Source organism: Polaribacter sp. SA4-10 (genome assembly GCF_002163835.1).
Taxonomy (GTDB): domain Bacteria; phylum Bacteroidota; class Bacteroidia; order Flavobacteriales; family Flavobacteriaceae; genus Polaribacter.
Genome location: NZ_CP019331.1, coordinates 604,599 through 620,186 on the forward strand (window position 1 = coordinate 604,599; position 15,588 = coordinate 620,186).

Here is a 15,588-nt window from a genome sequence, read left to right on the forward strand (position 1 = left end):
AAAAAAATATGAAATACGATAGAAGAAAATTTATTGAGTTTTTAGGTAAAGCAAGTTTAGGCACTTTAATAATACCTCCTTTTTTGGTTAGCTGTGGTAATACAACAACGCCAATTAAAAATAAGCAAATAACAGATGAAACGTTTAAACGCTTAAAAAATATTGCACTAGAAAACTTAGCCCCAACAACTAAAGACGATTTGGTTTTAACAAAAGGGCTTAATTATCACACCATCATAAAATGGGGCGATAGCATAAGCGACAATGATACTTTTGGCTTTAATAATGATTTTACTTGTTTTATTCCGTTAGATAAAAACAATCCAAAAGATGGTTTATTATGGGTAAATCATGAATCGGTAAATTCACTTTTTGTGTGTGATTTTGATGAGAACAAATACGATAACCCCGAAAAGCAACGTACAAAAAAACAAGTAGACTTAGAATTGTATAATGTTGGCGGAAGTATTATTCGTATAACAGAAATAAACGGACGATGGCAAGTTGTACATAATGACCCTCATAACAGGCGAATTACAGGAAAAACACCTATAAAACTAAATTGGGATACAACTATAAAAGGTGAATCTACTGTAATGGGTACTAATAGTAATTGTTCGGGCGGCATTACACCGTGGAATACATTTATATCTTGTGAAGAAAACTATGACGGATTTTGGGGAGAAACCAGATACGATGAAAATAATACAGCAACTCATATACCAAGCGACCACGGATGGGAACATTTTTATAATGCACCGCCAGAACATTATGGTTGGGTGGTAGAAATAAATCCAAAAGACGGTACAGCTCAAAAACACGTCGCTTTGGGTAGATTTTCACACGAGTGTTGTACGTTATATGAATTAGCAGACCAACGCGTAGTTGCCTATTCAGGAGATGATAGCAATGATGAGCATTTGTATAAGTTCATTTCATCAAAACCCAATTCATTAAAAGAAGGTACCCTTTATGTTGCTGACACAATAAACGGAAAATGGCTTCCATTAGATTGGGAAACACAACCAGCTTTAAAAGATAAATTTAAAGACCAAACCGAAGTATTAATTAGAGCACGAGAAGCTTCTAAATTAGTAGGAGCTACACCATTAAATCGTCCAGAAGATATTGAAATAGATCCTATTACTGGGCATATTTTTATCACATTAACAAATAACAAGCCTAAAAACGATTACAACGGTTCTATTTTAAAAATAGAAGAAACTAACGGTGCATTTGACGCCCTCACTTTTAAAGCATCAATCTACAAAGCCGGTGGCGAAGAAAACGGGTTTTCTTGCCCTGATAATTTAGCATTTGATATGGCAGGCAACCTTTGGATGACGTCAGATATATCTAGTAGTGCAATGAATAAACCGGATAAACCGTATATGCCTTTTAAGAACAACAGTTTGTTTGTAATACCAAGATACGGGGAAGATGCAGGAAAAGTAATTCGAGTAGCATCAGCACCAACCGATGCAGAATTAACAGGACCTTGGTTTTCACCAGATGGTAAAACCCTATTTTTAAGCGTTCAGCATCCTGGAGACGAAACAAAAGATATTAAAAACCCAACCAGTAAATTTCCCTTTGATGCTGATGGCATACCAAAACCAACTGTTGTTGCTATTCAAGGTGATTTAATTGAGAAAATGAACTTTTTAAAACAAATTGAAAGTAGCTAATTTTCATTAATTTATAACAGGTATTTCAACTAGAAAACCAGATAAACGTGCGCAAGATAACAAAGACACACCTGGCAATACACCATCATTAAAACCACCTAAACGCAAAAAAATAAGTAAACTAAAATGCTATTTTACTTAATATTAAAAACGCTAAACAAAAGAAAGTTAAATTGAAACTCTATATATAACAAATTTATAGAAATTTATTTTTCTTAAATTTTAGACTCTTATTATGTGTAAATAGCCGTGAAATACGGCGATGGTTTAAGGAAGCTTTTATATTTTATTTTTGGAGTTTGTAAATCTCATAAGTGTAATTTAGCTCATGCGTTTCTATTTTCTTTGGTATTCGTGAATCTCATAAAATCGATTTCTTTTAACATAATATCTAACGATATGATTCTAAAGAAGTCATTTCTGATATTATGATTAAATAGCCTGAAAAACGGCGATGGTTTAAGGAAGCTTTTATATTTTATTTTTGAAGTTTGTAAATCTCATAAGCCGTAATTGGGATATTTTACATAATAGAATTATAGCTATCAAATAAAATCTAGAACTTAAAGCCGTAATTTAGCTCATGCGTTTCTATTTTCTTTGGTATTCGTGAATCTCATAAAATCGATTTCTTTTAACATAATTGTTGACGATATAGACCTAAAGGCACTATATATACAATTATGTGTAAATAGCCTTAAAAACGGCTATACAGAAATCACTCACTATTTGTACTATAATTTATATTATGTTAAATAGGATTTTTTAGAATGTATAGAAATACACTCTTACTATTATAAAGTCTTATTATTTAATGGCTTCAATACCACTAGTTCTTGTTCGGATACGAATAGCATCTTCTACATGGTACACAAATATTTTTCCATCACCCACTAAGTTTTCAGATGCATTATCTAGAATTACTTCAATAGCAGTTTCTAAATTATCATCACTAACTATGCTAATCAACATAATTCTAGTTTGTAGAATCATAGATTGTTCTGTACCACGATACCGTTCTGTATATGTTTTTTGCAAACCACTACCTTTTACAGGAATCACAGTGTTACATGGTATTCCAGCAGCCTTTAAACCTAATTGAACTGCTTTTAATTTTGAGGGTCTTATAATTGCTTCTATTTTTTTCATGTCTTTCGTTTTAGTTGATTAGATAATTACTCAAAAGTTGAATATGCTTCTACACCAAATGATACAGCATCAATTCCTGCAGCTTCTTCTTGTTTAGAAATTCGAATACCAATTGTTTTTTTCATAATTTTCATCAATACAAAAGTTACTGTAAAAGAAAAAGCTCCTATTACCAGAACACCTAATGCTTGTGTACCTAACATTGCTGCTCCACCGCCAAAAAACAACCCACCATCTGTTGCAAATAAACCTACCGCTAACGCGCCAAATAAACCATTTACACCATGTACAGCAATTGCTCCAACAGGATCATCAATTTTTAATTTATCAATATATAATACAGCAATATCTACTAGAACACCCGCAAAGAGGCCTATTATAATTGCAGAATTGGTATCTACAACATTACAACCCGCTGTAATAGCTACTAAACCAGCTAATACTCCGTTAATTGTCATTGTAATGTCTATCTGACCATATCTAAAATAGGTATAAAACATGGTTGAAATTCCACCTGCTGCAGACGCTAAAAATGTATTTGCTGCAACGGTACCAATCAACTCCCAATTACCAACAGCTCCTAAAGTAGAACCAGGATTAAATGCAAACCAACCAAACCATAAAATAAAAGCACCTACTGCCGCTAAAGGTAAATTATGTCCTGGAATGGCATTTGCTTCACCATCTTTTGAATATTTTCCTATTCTTGGTCCTAAAACAATTGCTGCTGCTAAAGCAGAAAAACCACCCATAGCATGTACAGCTGCAGAACCGGCAAAATCATTAAAACCTCTTACAGCTAACCATCCATTAGGATTCCAAACCCAATTTGCTACTAAAGGATACATTATTGCACAGAAAATAAATACATATACCGCATACGTCCAAATCTTCATACGTTCTGCTACAGCACCAGATACAATAGAAATGGCTGCAATGGCAAAACCTAACTGTATAAACCAGAATAGCTTATTGGATACTGTTAACCCCAAGCCTAAATCTTCAGTTGTAATTCCCATATCAAAAGCAAACCAACCATTAGAATTTCCATATGCAATTCCGAAGCCGACCATATAAAAAGCAATTCCTCCAAAAGTGATGTCTATAATTACCTTTGCAATAATACTCATTGCATTTTTTGATCTTACAAAACCTGCTTCTAATAAGGCAAAACCACCTTCCATAAAGAAGATAATTGCAGCACAAATTGCTACCCAAATAGTGTCTATTGCACTTATTAATTCTGGTTGTTCTATTGTTACTGTTGCTACTACACTCATAAACCTATATCTAATATTTTTAAAAAATAAAGATACTATCGTTAGGGGTTTTAAATATTAGAGATATGATAAAACCAGAAGTGTAAAATTATGATAACTATAAAAATTGTATAAGAACAACGTAAATTACATAATATGTGTTTTTTAAGCTATTCTCAACTCTTTAATGACACTACATAAACTAGGCTAACCAATTCAAGAAAAAAGTCATCATCTCTTCTTTTAGTTCATAATGCATTTTTATATACGTTCTCATATCATCCATTAACGGCGTTTGTGCTGTTTGATATTTTATGTTTTCATCTTTATCATTATACAATGAATGTAAAGTCGTCATTTTATTTTTACACCGATGTTTTAATTTAGAAATTACATCTTTCTCAATAAGTATTCTATTTTGAAACTGTTCTATTTGTATCGCAGCATTTTTATCATACGCTCTAGCAGCTATTTCTTCTAATTTGTCTTCAAATGTATCCATTTCATCAAAATGAAAACACAACTCTCTTTTCCATGTTTCTAAATTAAATTTTAGATCGCTTAAATGTGATACTTTAGTGCTCATGTTTTTTATTTTTTAATTAAATTTATTTAGGATGCTACTAATTCTCTTTGAATAGCAGTAGGTACTGTTTGGTATGCAGAAAACTTTGAATTAAAGGTTGCTTTTCCTTGTGTTATAGAACGCAATACAGTAGAAAAACCAAACAGTTCTGCGGCGGGTGTGATACATTTTAAAATTTGATAATTATCTTGGTTCTCAATTCCTAAAATCATAGCTCTTCGAGATTGTAACTCTGTCATAACATTACCAACCATTTCTTCTGGTACTTTTACAGCTATTTCTTGTGTTGGCTCTAACAACTTAGGGTTTGCATTTAAAAAAGCTTCTTTAAACGCATGTGCAGCAGCTATTTTAAAAGAAATATCATTAGAATCTACAGCGTGCATTTTTCCATCAAAAAGCAGTACTCTTATATCTCTAACATACGAATCTGTTAAAGGTCCAGATTCCATAACTTCTAAAATTCCCTTTACAACAGAAGGTAAATAACGGGTGTCTATTGCGCCACCAACAATACAATTATAGAATACTAATTTTCCTCCCCAAGTTAAATCTACAACCTCTTTACCTCTAATATTAAACCCTTCTGGTTCTTGAATGCCTTCATACCAAGGTTCAATTTTTAGATGTACTTGTGCAAACTGACCAGAACCTCCAGATTGTTTTTTATGTCTGTAATTTGCTGTTGCAGAACGTTGTATTGTTTCTCTATATTGAATTTTAGGTTTTTTAAAAATTGCTTTTACACCATAAACATTTTCTAATGTCCAAGTTATAGTGGCCAAATGCAATTCTCCCTGACAGCCCAAAAGTGTTTCTTTTGTTTCATTAGAGTACTTCATAACAATTGTTGGATCTTGAGATTGTAATCGCTTTAAAGATTCACTTAATTTCTCTTCTTGATTCGCGTTTTCAGCAGATACCGCTTTTACAACTCTAGAATCTGGATACACAATGGGTTTGATTGTAAATCCTTCTTTTTTAGTTGCCAAAGTATCATTGGTTTTTGTCGCTTTTAATTTGGTGGTTGCACCAATATCTCCTGTAGTTAATGTATCTACTGCTTCTTTATTTTTACCATCCATAATGTATAACTGGTTAATAGTTTCTGTTTCTCCTGTTCTACTATTAATCAATTTATCATTCACGCTAACTTCTCCAGCTTTTACTTTAAAAAAGGTAATTTGTCCTAGATTTGGTTGGTAGATAGATTTAAAAACAAACAAAACAGGTTCCGCATCTTTGTTCCGTTTTATTTCATTTCCTTCTACACTTTGTTCTGGTTTTAAATCTGCAGCTGATGGCGCAACATTGTCTATAAAACCCATTAACCTACCTGTACCCATATCCTTTAATGCAGAAACACAAAACACAGGAAAAACATCATGATTTAACATCCCTGCTTTTATTCCTGCTCTCATTTCATCTTCATTTAAGGTGCCTTTATCAAAATAAAGTTCCATTAATTCTTCGTCATTTTCTGCCGCTTTTTCTACCAGCTCATTGTGTAATTGATTTGCAATTTCTTTTTGGTTTTCTGGAATTTTCAATTTTTCTGGCTTCCCTCCTTGCGCACCAAACTTGTACATTTTCATCTTTAAAACATCAATAATACATTGACTTCCATCAACAACTAAAGGATAATGAATTTTTATAGCATTATTACCAACGAGTTTTTTTATGCTGTTAAAACTGTTTTCAAAATCGGCATCTTTATGATCTATTTGATTGATTACAAACAGCGTTGGTTTGTGGTATTTATCTATATAATTCCATATAATTTCTGTTCCAATTTCTACTCCATTTTTTGCATTTATCACGGTAGTAATTGTATCTGAAACTTTTATTGAAGAAATGATTTCGCCAATATAATCATCTAAACCAGGGGTGTCTATAATATTAATTTTGTAATTTCTCCACGCTGTATGTAAAGGTGTTGCAAAAACAGAAGCTTGTCTTTCATGTTCTATTTCATGATAATCTGAAACTGTATTTTTAGCTTCTATACTTCCTCTTCTGTTAATAATTCCTGCTTCATAAAGCATGGTTTCTGCTAAAGTAGTTTTACCACTGTTATGGGCTCCTACAAACACCACATTTTTAATGTGTTTTTCATCATACATTTTCATATTAAAGTCGATTTATGAGATTATCCTATAAATTTAAAGACTTTAAAATGGTCAAAATATGATTTTTATTAGTTTTTAAAATAGATTACATATTCTGTGTATAAAACGTGTAATTTTTTAAAACAGTAGTACTAAATTCTTTATCAGTTTGTACTTTTGTGTTTATGCCTGCTACTTCTTCAATTTTAGAACAGCGTTTAATCAAGGTTTTAGAATCAGTAAACTTTCTAGCAGTTTTAAAAGTATCTTTTATAATACGTAAACCATTATCAGATAATTTTATAACGTATTGTATCCGAATTAAAGAAACACAGAATACAATCCGTTTTAACGGAGACACCATCAATAAATATTTAGAGCTAAAATCTAGAGGGCTTCTTTAGAAATTTTAGCTACTTTCGTGCGCTATAAAAGTGAACGCTAAAAATTAAAAAAATGAATTGGTATTTAAAGGTATTAAGAGACCTTACAGATTTTACAGGAAGATCTAGAAGGAAAGAATATTGGATGTTTACTCTTATAAATTTTGTTATAAATAGTATGTTGTCTCTAATTATGCATGGAACAATAATTTCTGAAGAAACTTCAATTATAGAAGTTGGATATGCAATTGTTTTATTAGTTCCATCTATTGCAGTAGCAATTAGAAGAATGCATGATGTTGGAAAAAGTGGTTGGTACGCTTTAATACCTATTTACAATCTAATTTTGGCGTGCACAGATAGTGAGCCAGAATCAAATAAATGGGGAGAAAACCCTAAAGGAAACGGAAATGATGATGAAATTAATTCTATTGGAAGAGAATAAAATTTTGTATATAAATAAACAAGAAGGTTGCTTATTTAGCAACCTTTTTTGTGCTTTATAAAACCTAAAATCAATTCTATAAAAACTACTTTTGCCAAATGCAAATTAAAAAGAAATCTGAAATAGAATTTATTATAGTAATGGCGTCTTTAATGTCTTTGGTGGCATTATCTATAGATGCTTTACTGCCTGCATTAAATGATATCGGTATTTCTGTAGGAATTATAGATTCTAAAAATAATCAGTTATTAGTTACCATGATTTTTTTAGGCTTAGGATTTGGACAATTAATTTCTGGGCCATTATCAGATAGTTTTGGTAGAAAGCCTGTAATTTATGTTGGTTTTATAGTTTTTGCCTTTGCCAGTTTAGTTTGTGTTTTTTCAACGAGTATAGAAATGATGGTTTTTGGAAGAATTTTACAAGGAATTGGACTTTCTGCACCTAGAACTATAAGTATCGCTATGATTAGAGATCGTTTTAGCGGAAATCATATGGCAAAAGTAATGTCTTTTGTTGTCGTAATTTTTATTCTTGTTCCTGTAGTTGCACCTGCAATTGGTAAAATAATGCTCGATTTATATGGATGGAAATTTATTTTTTACAGTCAATTATTATTTGGTTTTTTTGTAATGCTTTGGGTTTGGAAACGCCAGCCAGAAACATTAAAAATAGAAAATAGAAAAAAAGTGACAGCTTCCCTTTTTGTTGATGGAATAAAAGAGTTTTTAAAACACAAATACGCTGTTGTTTTTACCTTATTTTCAGGTTTTATCACAGGTTCTTTTATGGTTTATTTAAGCGCTAGTCAGCAAATTTTTCAAGAACAATATAATTTAGTTGAAGAGTTTCCTTTTATTTTTGCAGGTTTAGCAATTGGTGTTGGTTTAGCCACATTTTTAAACGGAACCTTTGTAATGCGATTAGGCATGTTTAAACTGGTCTCTATCTTTACAACACTGTTTACTATAATTCCTCTTGTATATGTACTTTTGTATTACGGAGAACCAAATCCTAGTAGTACGGTTCTAATAGCATTCTTTGTTTTAGAGTTTTTTGCTTTAGGGTTTTTATTTGGAAACACCAGAGCATTGGCAATGGAACCAATTGGTCATATTGCAGGAATTGGCGCAGCTATAAATGGATTTGTTTCTACTATTATGGCAGTTCCTATTGCAACTTATATTGGTAGTTTTATAAACACAACTGCTTTACCTTTGTTTGCAGGTTTTTTTGTTTGTGGAACTTTCGCTCTTTTATTAATTCAGTATTTAAAATTTTCTGATAAAAAATGAATTTAGATATTATTTTTGAAGACGAATATATTATTTGTGTAAATAAACCAAATAATATGTTGGTACATCATGCGTATCTTTCTAGAAATCTTGCTGATGAAACTTCTCTTTTGCAATTTATTATAGAGGAAACAGGGTTAAAAGTATATCCAATACACCGATTAGATAGAAAAACATCTGGACTTATTTTATTAGCTAAAAAGACGGAACACGTTTCTAAATTTCAAGAATTATTTACTGCGGATGAAATTCAAAAAACCTATTTTGGTGTAGTTCGTGGTCATTCTCCAGAAACTAAAATTATAGATTCTCCTGTAAAAGGTAAAGACGCCAATGTACATAAAGAAGCATTGACGCATTTAAAGACATTAGAAAATATTACCTTAGATATTCCTGTAAAACCATATGATTCTTCCCGCTATAGTTTGGTTGAATTGTCTCCAAAAACAGGAAGAATGCATCAATTACGAGTACATACTCTTAAAATTAGTCACCCATTAATTGGTGATGCAAAATATGGTGATAAAAACCATGATATAATGTTTGATGAAAATTTTGGTTGGAAAAACCTTTTTCTACACGCAGGAAAACTAGCATTTAAACATCCTTTTTCTTCCGAAGAATTAATTTTAAAAGCTTCTTTTCCAGAAGATTGGAACACGCTATTTAAAGAGTTTTCTTGGAAAAATCCATTAGATTAAAATCAACTAAATATAAATTCCTGCCTTCGTTAGGAATGACAAAAAGGGAACAAAAAAAAGGTTAGCAATGATTAACTGAGCACCTATAATTTTATTGAGTTGTTGAATACTTCGCATTAAAAGTGGCATCCTTTTTTACTATTTATAAATAAGCGGTATTAAGAGTTTACCAAGTAATCTGTTTATTTAAATGAGATTGCCATAGTTTACAAAAAGGTAAACTTAGCAATGACCGTTATAAAAAGAGAATAGTAGAAAGTAGGAAATACCTGTAAATAAAAAAAATCCTACCGAAGCAGTATTTTAATTTTATTGTTCTAAAGATTCAGCGTGAAAACTTATTAATTCATTTTCTTCAAAAACAGGTGTAATTTCGATAGGATTACAACAGACTTCGCAATCTTCAATATAGGTTTGTTGATGAATACTTGAATCTAAGATCATAGAGATTTCTTCCCAACAATGTGGGCACTGAAAAAAGTGTTCATTTTCCACTAATCTTCAATAACTTTTAAAATTAGTTTTCCATTCTTTTCTCCAGAAAATAATCTTTTATAGGTTTCTTGAAAGTTTTCTATGCCTTCATAAATATCTTCTCTAGACTTTAGTTTTCCCTGTTGCAACCATGTTCCCATTTGTTTGGCAGCAACTCCATACTCTTTTATATAATCCATAACTACCATACCTTGCATTGTAGAACGGGTTACTAATAAGGATAAATAATTACTGGGTCCGTTAATTTTAGTTTTGTTATTATATTGAGAAATTGCACCACAAATTACTACTCTTGCATGCATTCTTAACTTGCTTAAAGCAGCATCTAAAATAACGCCACCAACATTATCAAAATACACATCAATTCCTTTTGGGCATTTCTTTTTTAAAGCGGAATAAATGTTTTCAGATTTATAATCTATTGCTTCATCAAAACCTAACTCGTTAATTAGGTAATCGCATTTTTCTTTTCCTCCAGCAATTCCAATTACAGTGCACCCTTTTATTTTTGCAATCTGCCCAACGATGCTTCCAACAGCACCTGCAGCTCCAGAAACCAATACAATATCTCCTTCTTTAATTTTTCCAACTTCTGTAATTCCAAAATATGCAGTCATTCCAGGCATTCCTAAAGTTCCTAAATACATTGGCATTGGCGCTAAACGTTCGTCAACTTTATACCAACCATCACCATTTGTAATCGCATATTGTTGTACGCCACCCCAACTTGTTACACAGTCGCCAACTTCAAACTTCGAATTTCCATTATTTTTAATCACTTTTCCAATAGAACCAGCTCTCATAACATCATCTATAGCAATTGGAGGAATGTAAGATTTTGTATCATTCATCCAGCCACGCATTGCAGGATCTAAAGAAATATAATGGTGCTGTATTAAGATTTCTCCTTCTTGTAATTCTGGAAGAGGATTTGTTTCTAATTGCCAAGTAGCTGCTTCTGGAACTCCAGAAGGGCGTTTTTTAAAGATTATTTGCTTGTTATTCATGAATACTATTTTTAGTAAGATGCTAAATATACTTAATAATTATGTAAATCTTGTATTGCTTTTTCTAAGTTTGATTTTCCTAAATATTGTTGTTCTAAATCTGGCTGAAAAGGAATTGGTGTTTCTAAACTTGCTATTCTTTTTACAGGCGCATCTAAAAACTTAAAACAATTTTCTGTAATTAATGCAGAAATATCACTTGCAATTCCGCCAAAAAGTGAATCTTCTTGTACTATAATTGCTTTTCCTGTGTTTTTTACAGATTCATATATAGTTGCTACATCTAAAGGTTGCAGTGTTCTTAAATCGATCACTTCTGCAGAAATCTCAGGTAATTTTTCTAAAACCTCTAAAACCCAATGAATTCCTGCTCCGTAACTAATAATAGTAAGATGATTTCCTTCTTTTAAAATTGCTGCTTTACCAATTTCTGTTGTAAAATAATTCTCAGAAACATCTTGATAAACCGATCTATACAATGCTTTGTGTTCAAAAAACAAAATAGGGTTAGGATCATTAATCGCTTCAATTAATAAGCCTTTTGCATCTTGAGGAAATGCGGGATAAATAACTTTTAAACCAGGTACTTTTGTAAACCAAGCTTCATTAGTTTGACTATGAAATGGTCCTGCTCCAACTCCTGCTCCACAAGGCATTCTCACAACAACATCTGCATTTTGTTGCCAACGATAATGAGATTTTGCCAATAAATTTACAATGGGATTAAATCCTGATGAAACAAAGTCTGCAAATTGCATTTCTACAACAGCTTTTATTCCATTTACAGATAATCCATACGCTGCAGAAACAATTGCCGATTCGCAAATTGGTGTATTTCGAACGCGTTCTTTACCAAATTTTTCTACAAAACCATCAGTAATTTTAAAAACACCACCATATTCTGCAACATCTTGACCCATGATAACTAAGTCATCATATTTCTCCATAGATTGCTTTAATCCGTCTGAAATGGCATCTATTAAACGAATTCGCTTTTTCTCTGTTGATGGATTAATAGCTTCATGTTTATGAGCTTTAAAAACATCATTGATTTCAGTTTCTAAATTCGGAGTAATTTTTTCTTCATCAAAAGCAGTTTGTAAGTGCTCGTTTATTTCTTGTACAATTTCACTTTTATAACTAACTATAGTTTTATCAGTAAGAATTTCTTTATTTATTAAAAATTCTTCGTAATTTTCTAGAGGATCTTTCGCTGCCCAAAAATCTAATGTTTCTTGCGGAACATATTTTGTACCACTTGCTTCTTCGTGACCACGCATTCTAAAGGTTTTAAACTCAATTAAAATAGGCCTTGGTTTTTTACGAACGCTTTCTGCAATTTCACTAACTTTTGTGTAGACTTCTAGAATGTTATTTCCATCAATTATATGGCTTTCCATTCCGTAACCAATTCCTTTGTCTGCAATATTTTTACATTTAAATTGCTCTGAAGTTGGTGTCGATAACCCGTATCCATTGTTTTCTATACAAAACAAAACAGGTAAATCCCAAACCGAAGCAACGTTTAAAGCTTCATGGAAATCCCCTTCACTAGTTCCTCCTTCACCAGAAAAAACAGCGCAAATTTTATTATTTCCTTTTAATTTATTTGCCAAAGCAATACCATCTGCAATTCCTAACTGTGGTCCTAGATGAGAAATCATACCCACAATATTATATTCTTGAGTTCCAAAATGAAAACTTCTATCTCTACCTTTTGTAAAGCCATTCATTTTACCTTGCCATTGAGAAAATAATCGATATAAAGGAATTTCTCTTGTTGTGAAAACCCCTAAATTTCTATGCATAGGTAAAATATATTCGTCTTTTTGCAATGCGGCAGTTACACCAACAGAAATTGCTTCTTGACCAATACCAGAAAACCATTTAGATATTTTTCCTTGACGAAGTAAAATAAGCATTTTCTCCTCTATTAAACGAGGTTTTAACATGCACTTGTACAAATACAAAAGAGACTCTTTCTTTATAGAATTTGCATTAAATTCAATTTTAATTGACATAAATTATTGATTTCGTAACACGAACAAACATAATAATAAATAAGTATAATGCATAAAAAAATCCCTATCATTTTATTGATAAGGATTTTTTTTAATTTATAAATTGAATATTCTTATTATAAGTCTTTAAAAATTGCGTGCATCATTCTCTTTTTATCGTTGATGCTTTCTTCTAAAGCAATCATCGTTTCTGTTCTGTTTACACCAGGAATATCATCAATTTCATAAATAATATCTTTTGCATCATTAGTTCCTTTTGCTCTTACTTTACAGAAAATATTGTATTTACCTGCTGTTACATAAGCAACAGTTACATTAGGAATCTTTCTTAAGTTTTCAATAACCGATTGAGTCATCGAAGTTTTTTCTAGAAAAACACCAACATGAGCTATAAAAGAATACCCCATTTTTTCATAGTTAAGTGTTAAAGTAGAACCTTGAATAATACCTTCATCTTCCATCTTTTTTACACGAACGTGAATTGTACCCGCAGATACTAATAATTGTTTTGCAATATCAGTAAAAGGTGTTCTTGCGTTTTCTATTAAGACGTCTAAGATTTGATGATCAATTTCATCTAAAATATATTTTTTCATATTTTTGCGTATTATTCAATTTACGTTGCAAATTTATGAATTAAATTTAACTAAATAACCATAAATTTAAGAAATATCTAATTAAAATCACTTTCGAAAACGATTTCGTTATGTCCAAGTTTAGATTTTAAGTCATTTTCATCAACTTTGTTTAAATTTGAAACCAATTTTCCGTCTATAATTTTATCTTCAAATTGAAAAGCGACATCATTTTTACTGTTTGAAAATCGATGAAGAACATCATAAAATATTTTATCATTATTCGGGATATCAAAATATGCTGAAAATTCATTAAAACCTGATGCTGTTGCAATATGATGAATTCCTTGCAACAGAGAAAAGAAAGTATATTTTCTAGATTCCTCTCTTTTATAGTCTTCTGGATAATGACCAGATTCAATTAAAATAGTATTGTATCCTAATTTTTGAAAATTATCTCCTGTTGCTGTTGGGTAAAATTCATCTGTATACCTCCCTACATAGTTAGGTATTATGTTTTGTAGCATTTTATTCATTGCTACAATAACATTCATGGTTTTCTTTCTACCCTCAGTAATTTCTCGGGTTTCCTCCTCTGAAGGAGCTAAAAACGATATTGTTGCCGGATTTTTTGTTCCTTCTACTCCAAAAATTGTTCTTTGATCATGTAGATTGAAGCAAAACTGTGGATTAAAATCTTCCACTATTTTTCTCAACAACTTACTTTCTTTAGCAACTCTATTTACAGCGTCTCTGTTTAAATCTACGTTACTGGCATTTACTCTTGTATATGCTTGCGCACCATCTGGATTTAACATTGGGATAAATACAAGTGTACATGTTTCTAATATTTGAGAAAACTCTTTTTCAGATGAATTTAAAAAGCAATTAAATAAATCGAAAACAGCTTTTGTACCTGTACTTTCATTTCCATGCATTTGAGACCAAATCAAAATCTTCTTTTTACCATTTCCAATTTTCAATTGAAATATAGGTCTATTTTCTTCTGATGAACCTATCTGAGAAACTTTAAAAGTAGCTTCATATTTCGAAAATAATTTTTCTATATCACTATATGTAATCCATTTTCCAAAAAGTGAAGTTTCCTTTTGGACCTTGTAAATGTTCTCTAAAAATTCTATTGGTACAGTACTCATGTTGTGGCTACTCATTTATGAACTTCAAAAATACATCATTAGATAAAAACCACAAACTAAAATGTTACAATTGTAAATTGCGTAAATGTTACAAATGTAAATAGATGTTTGCGCAAAGATAGTTACTTTTGTAAACAAATATTTAAATAGTATGAAGAAATAGATAGACAACAGTTACTGTTACTTTACAGCGACTTGATTAAATAATTAGCATACATTAAATCAGTAATTTACATAGTTTACTTAAAGTTATAGTTGAATACTATTCTATTATTTTTTAAGTTTTATAGTTCTTTGTTTTGTTATTAATTTCAGATGATTTACATTTGTATATAACTAAACAGTTACAATGGTAAACGTACTCGAACTTACTTCTCGTTTAAAAAAAGTGATGGATTTTCATCAATTATCTGCTTCTATGTTTGCAGATAAAATAGGTGTTCAGCGTTCTAGCATCTCCCATATTTTATCTGGAAGAAATAAACCTAGCCTCGATTTTATTTTAAAAGTAACATCAGAACTTACAGATGTTGATATACAATGGTTGCTAAATGGAAAAGGAGTTTTTCCTAATAATGCAGAAAAAAGCACAAAAGCCCCTCCTCCATTATCTACACCAAATAGTAGTGATGGAAAAACGATTCAAAGAATTGTTGTCTTTTTTGATGATGGTACTTTTGCAGAATATCAGAAATAAGAAAAAAATAGTAAACACAAAA

Annotated in this window: 15 protein-coding genes; 5 read left to right on the plus strand and 10 right to left on the minus strand. The window is 31.2% G+C overall.

Going from position 1 to position 15,588, the window contains the following annotated elements:
• Nucleotides 1–8: 8 nt before the first annotated feature.
• The gene (locus BTO04_RS02750) at nucleotides 9–1,688 is read left to right on the plus strand and encodes a PhoX family phosphatase (protein ID WP_087563041.1); all 1,680 of its coding nucleotides are present in this window, start codon (nucleotides 9–11) and stop codon (nucleotides 1,686–1,688) included.
• An 807-nt stretch (nucleotides 1,689–2,495) separates the two neighbouring features.
• Here the strand turns inward: BTO04_RS02750 and BTO04_RS02755 are convergent.
• The 5 genes from BTO04_RS02755 to BTO04_RS02775 all read right to left on the minus strand — a co-directional run bounded on the left by BTO04_RS02755 (nucleotide 2,496) and on the right by BTO04_RS02775 (nucleotide 7,154).
• Entirely contained in the window at nucleotides 2,496–2,837 is a 342-nt protein-coding gene (locus tag BTO04_RS02755; protein ID WP_087563042.1) for a P-II family nitrogen regulator, read from the minus strand.
• A 26-nt stretch (nucleotides 2,838–2,863) separates the two neighbouring features.
• The gene (locus tag BTO04_RS02760) at nucleotides 2,864–4,117 is read right to left on the minus strand and encodes an ammonium transporter (RefSeq protein WP_198342098.1); all 1,254 of its coding nucleotides are present in this window, start codon (nucleotides 4,115–4,117) and stop codon (nucleotides 2,864–2,866) included.
• A 181-nt stretch (nucleotides 4,118–4,298) separates the two neighbouring features.
• Nucleotides 4,299–4,682 carry a hypothetical protein gene (locus BTO04_RS02765; protein WP_087563043.1) on the minus strand — a complete coding sequence of 128 codons (384 nt, stop codon included), beginning with the start codon at nucleotides 4,680–4,682 and terminating at the stop codon, nucleotides 4,299–4,301.
• A gap of 26 nt (nucleotides 4,683–4,708) precedes the next feature.
• Nucleotides 4,709–6,811 carry a translation factor GTPase family protein gene (locus BTO04_RS02770; RefSeq protein ID WP_087563044.1) on the minus strand — a complete coding sequence of 701 codons (2,103 nt, stop codon included), beginning with the start codon at nucleotides 6,809–6,811 and terminating at the stop codon, nucleotides 4,709–4,711.
• 85 nt (nucleotides 6,812–6,896) lie between these two features.
• Entirely contained in the window at nucleotides 6,897–7,154 is a 258-nt protein-coding gene (locus BTO04_RS02775; protein WP_087563045.1) for a hypothetical protein, read from the minus strand.
• A 92-nt stretch (nucleotides 7,155–7,246) separates the two neighbouring features.
• On the opposite strand from BTO04_RS02775, the gene BTO04_RS02780 reads away from it, so the two are divergent.
• From BTO04_RS02780 to BTO04_RS02790, 3 genes are all read left to right on the plus strand, one after another.
• Nucleotides 7,247–7,618 carry a DUF805 domain-containing protein gene (locus BTO04_RS02780; RefSeq protein WP_087563046.1) on the plus strand — a complete coding sequence of 124 codons (372 nt, stop codon included), beginning with the start codon at nucleotides 7,247–7,249 and terminating at the stop codon, nucleotides 7,616–7,618.
• Between the two features lie 98 nt (nucleotides 7,619–7,716).
• Nucleotides 7,717–8,913: a multidrug effflux MFS transporter gene (locus BTO04_RS02785; RefSeq protein WP_087563047.1), complete on the plus strand. Its 1,197-nt coding sequence runs from the start codon at nucleotides 7,717–7,719 to the stop codon at nucleotides 8,911–8,913.
• On the plus strand, nucleotides 8,910–9,614 hold the full coding sequence (locus BTO04_RS02790; protein WP_087563048.1) for a pseudouridine synthase: 705 nt from the start codon (nucleotides 8,910–8,912) through the stop codon (nucleotides 9,612–9,614). The genes BTO04_RS02785 and BTO04_RS02790 overlap by 4 nt, the downstream gene beginning before the upstream one ends.
• 309 nt (nucleotides 9,615–9,923) lie before the next feature.
• Here BTO04_RS02790 and BTO04_RS02795 read toward each other — a convergent pair whose 3' ends face one another.
• From BTO04_RS02795 to BTO04_RS02815, 5 genes are all read right to left on the minus strand, one after another.
• On the minus strand, nucleotides 9,924–10,109 hold the full coding sequence (locus BTO04_RS02795) for a CPXCG motif-containing cysteine-rich protein (RefSeq protein ID WP_232455936.1): 186 nt from the start codon (nucleotides 10,107–10,109) through the stop codon (nucleotides 9,924–9,926).
• A complete protein-coding gene (locus BTO04_RS02800; protein ID WP_087563050.1) occupies nucleotides 10,109–11,116 on the minus strand; it encodes an NADP-dependent oxidoreductase in 1,008 nt (335 codons plus the stop codon). Before BTO04_RS02800 ends, BTO04_RS02795 begins: the two co-directional genes overlap by 1 nt.
• A gap of 32 nt (nucleotides 11,117–11,148) precedes the next feature.
• Complete coding sequence (locus tag BTO04_RS02805; RefSeq protein WP_087563051.1) at nucleotides 11,149–13,137, minus strand: thiamine pyrophosphate-dependent enzyme; 1,989 nt, start codon at nucleotides 13,135–13,137, stop codon at nucleotides 11,149–11,151.
• Nucleotides 13,138–13,253: 116 nt separating this feature from the next.
• On the minus strand, nucleotides 13,254–13,733 hold the full coding sequence (locus BTO04_RS02810; protein WP_087563052.1) for an Lrp/AsnC family transcriptional regulator: 480 nt from the start codon (nucleotides 13,731–13,733) through the stop codon (nucleotides 13,254–13,256).
• 77 nt (nucleotides 13,734–13,810) lie between these two features.
• Complete coding sequence (locus BTO04_RS02815; RefSeq protein WP_087563053.1) at nucleotides 13,811–14,869, minus strand: M14 metallopeptidase family protein; 1,059 nt, start codon at nucleotides 14,867–14,869, stop codon at nucleotides 13,811–13,813.
• A 349-nt stretch (nucleotides 14,870–15,218) separates the two neighbouring features.
• On the opposite strand from BTO04_RS02815, the gene BTO04_RS02820 reads away from it, so the two are divergent.
• Nucleotides 15,219–15,566, plus strand: a complete 348-nt coding sequence (locus BTO04_RS02820; protein ID WP_087563054.1) for a helix-turn-helix domain-containing protein — start codon at nucleotides 15,219–15,221, stop codon at nucleotides 15,564–15,566.
• Nucleotides 15,567–15,588: the final 22 nt, after the last annotated feature.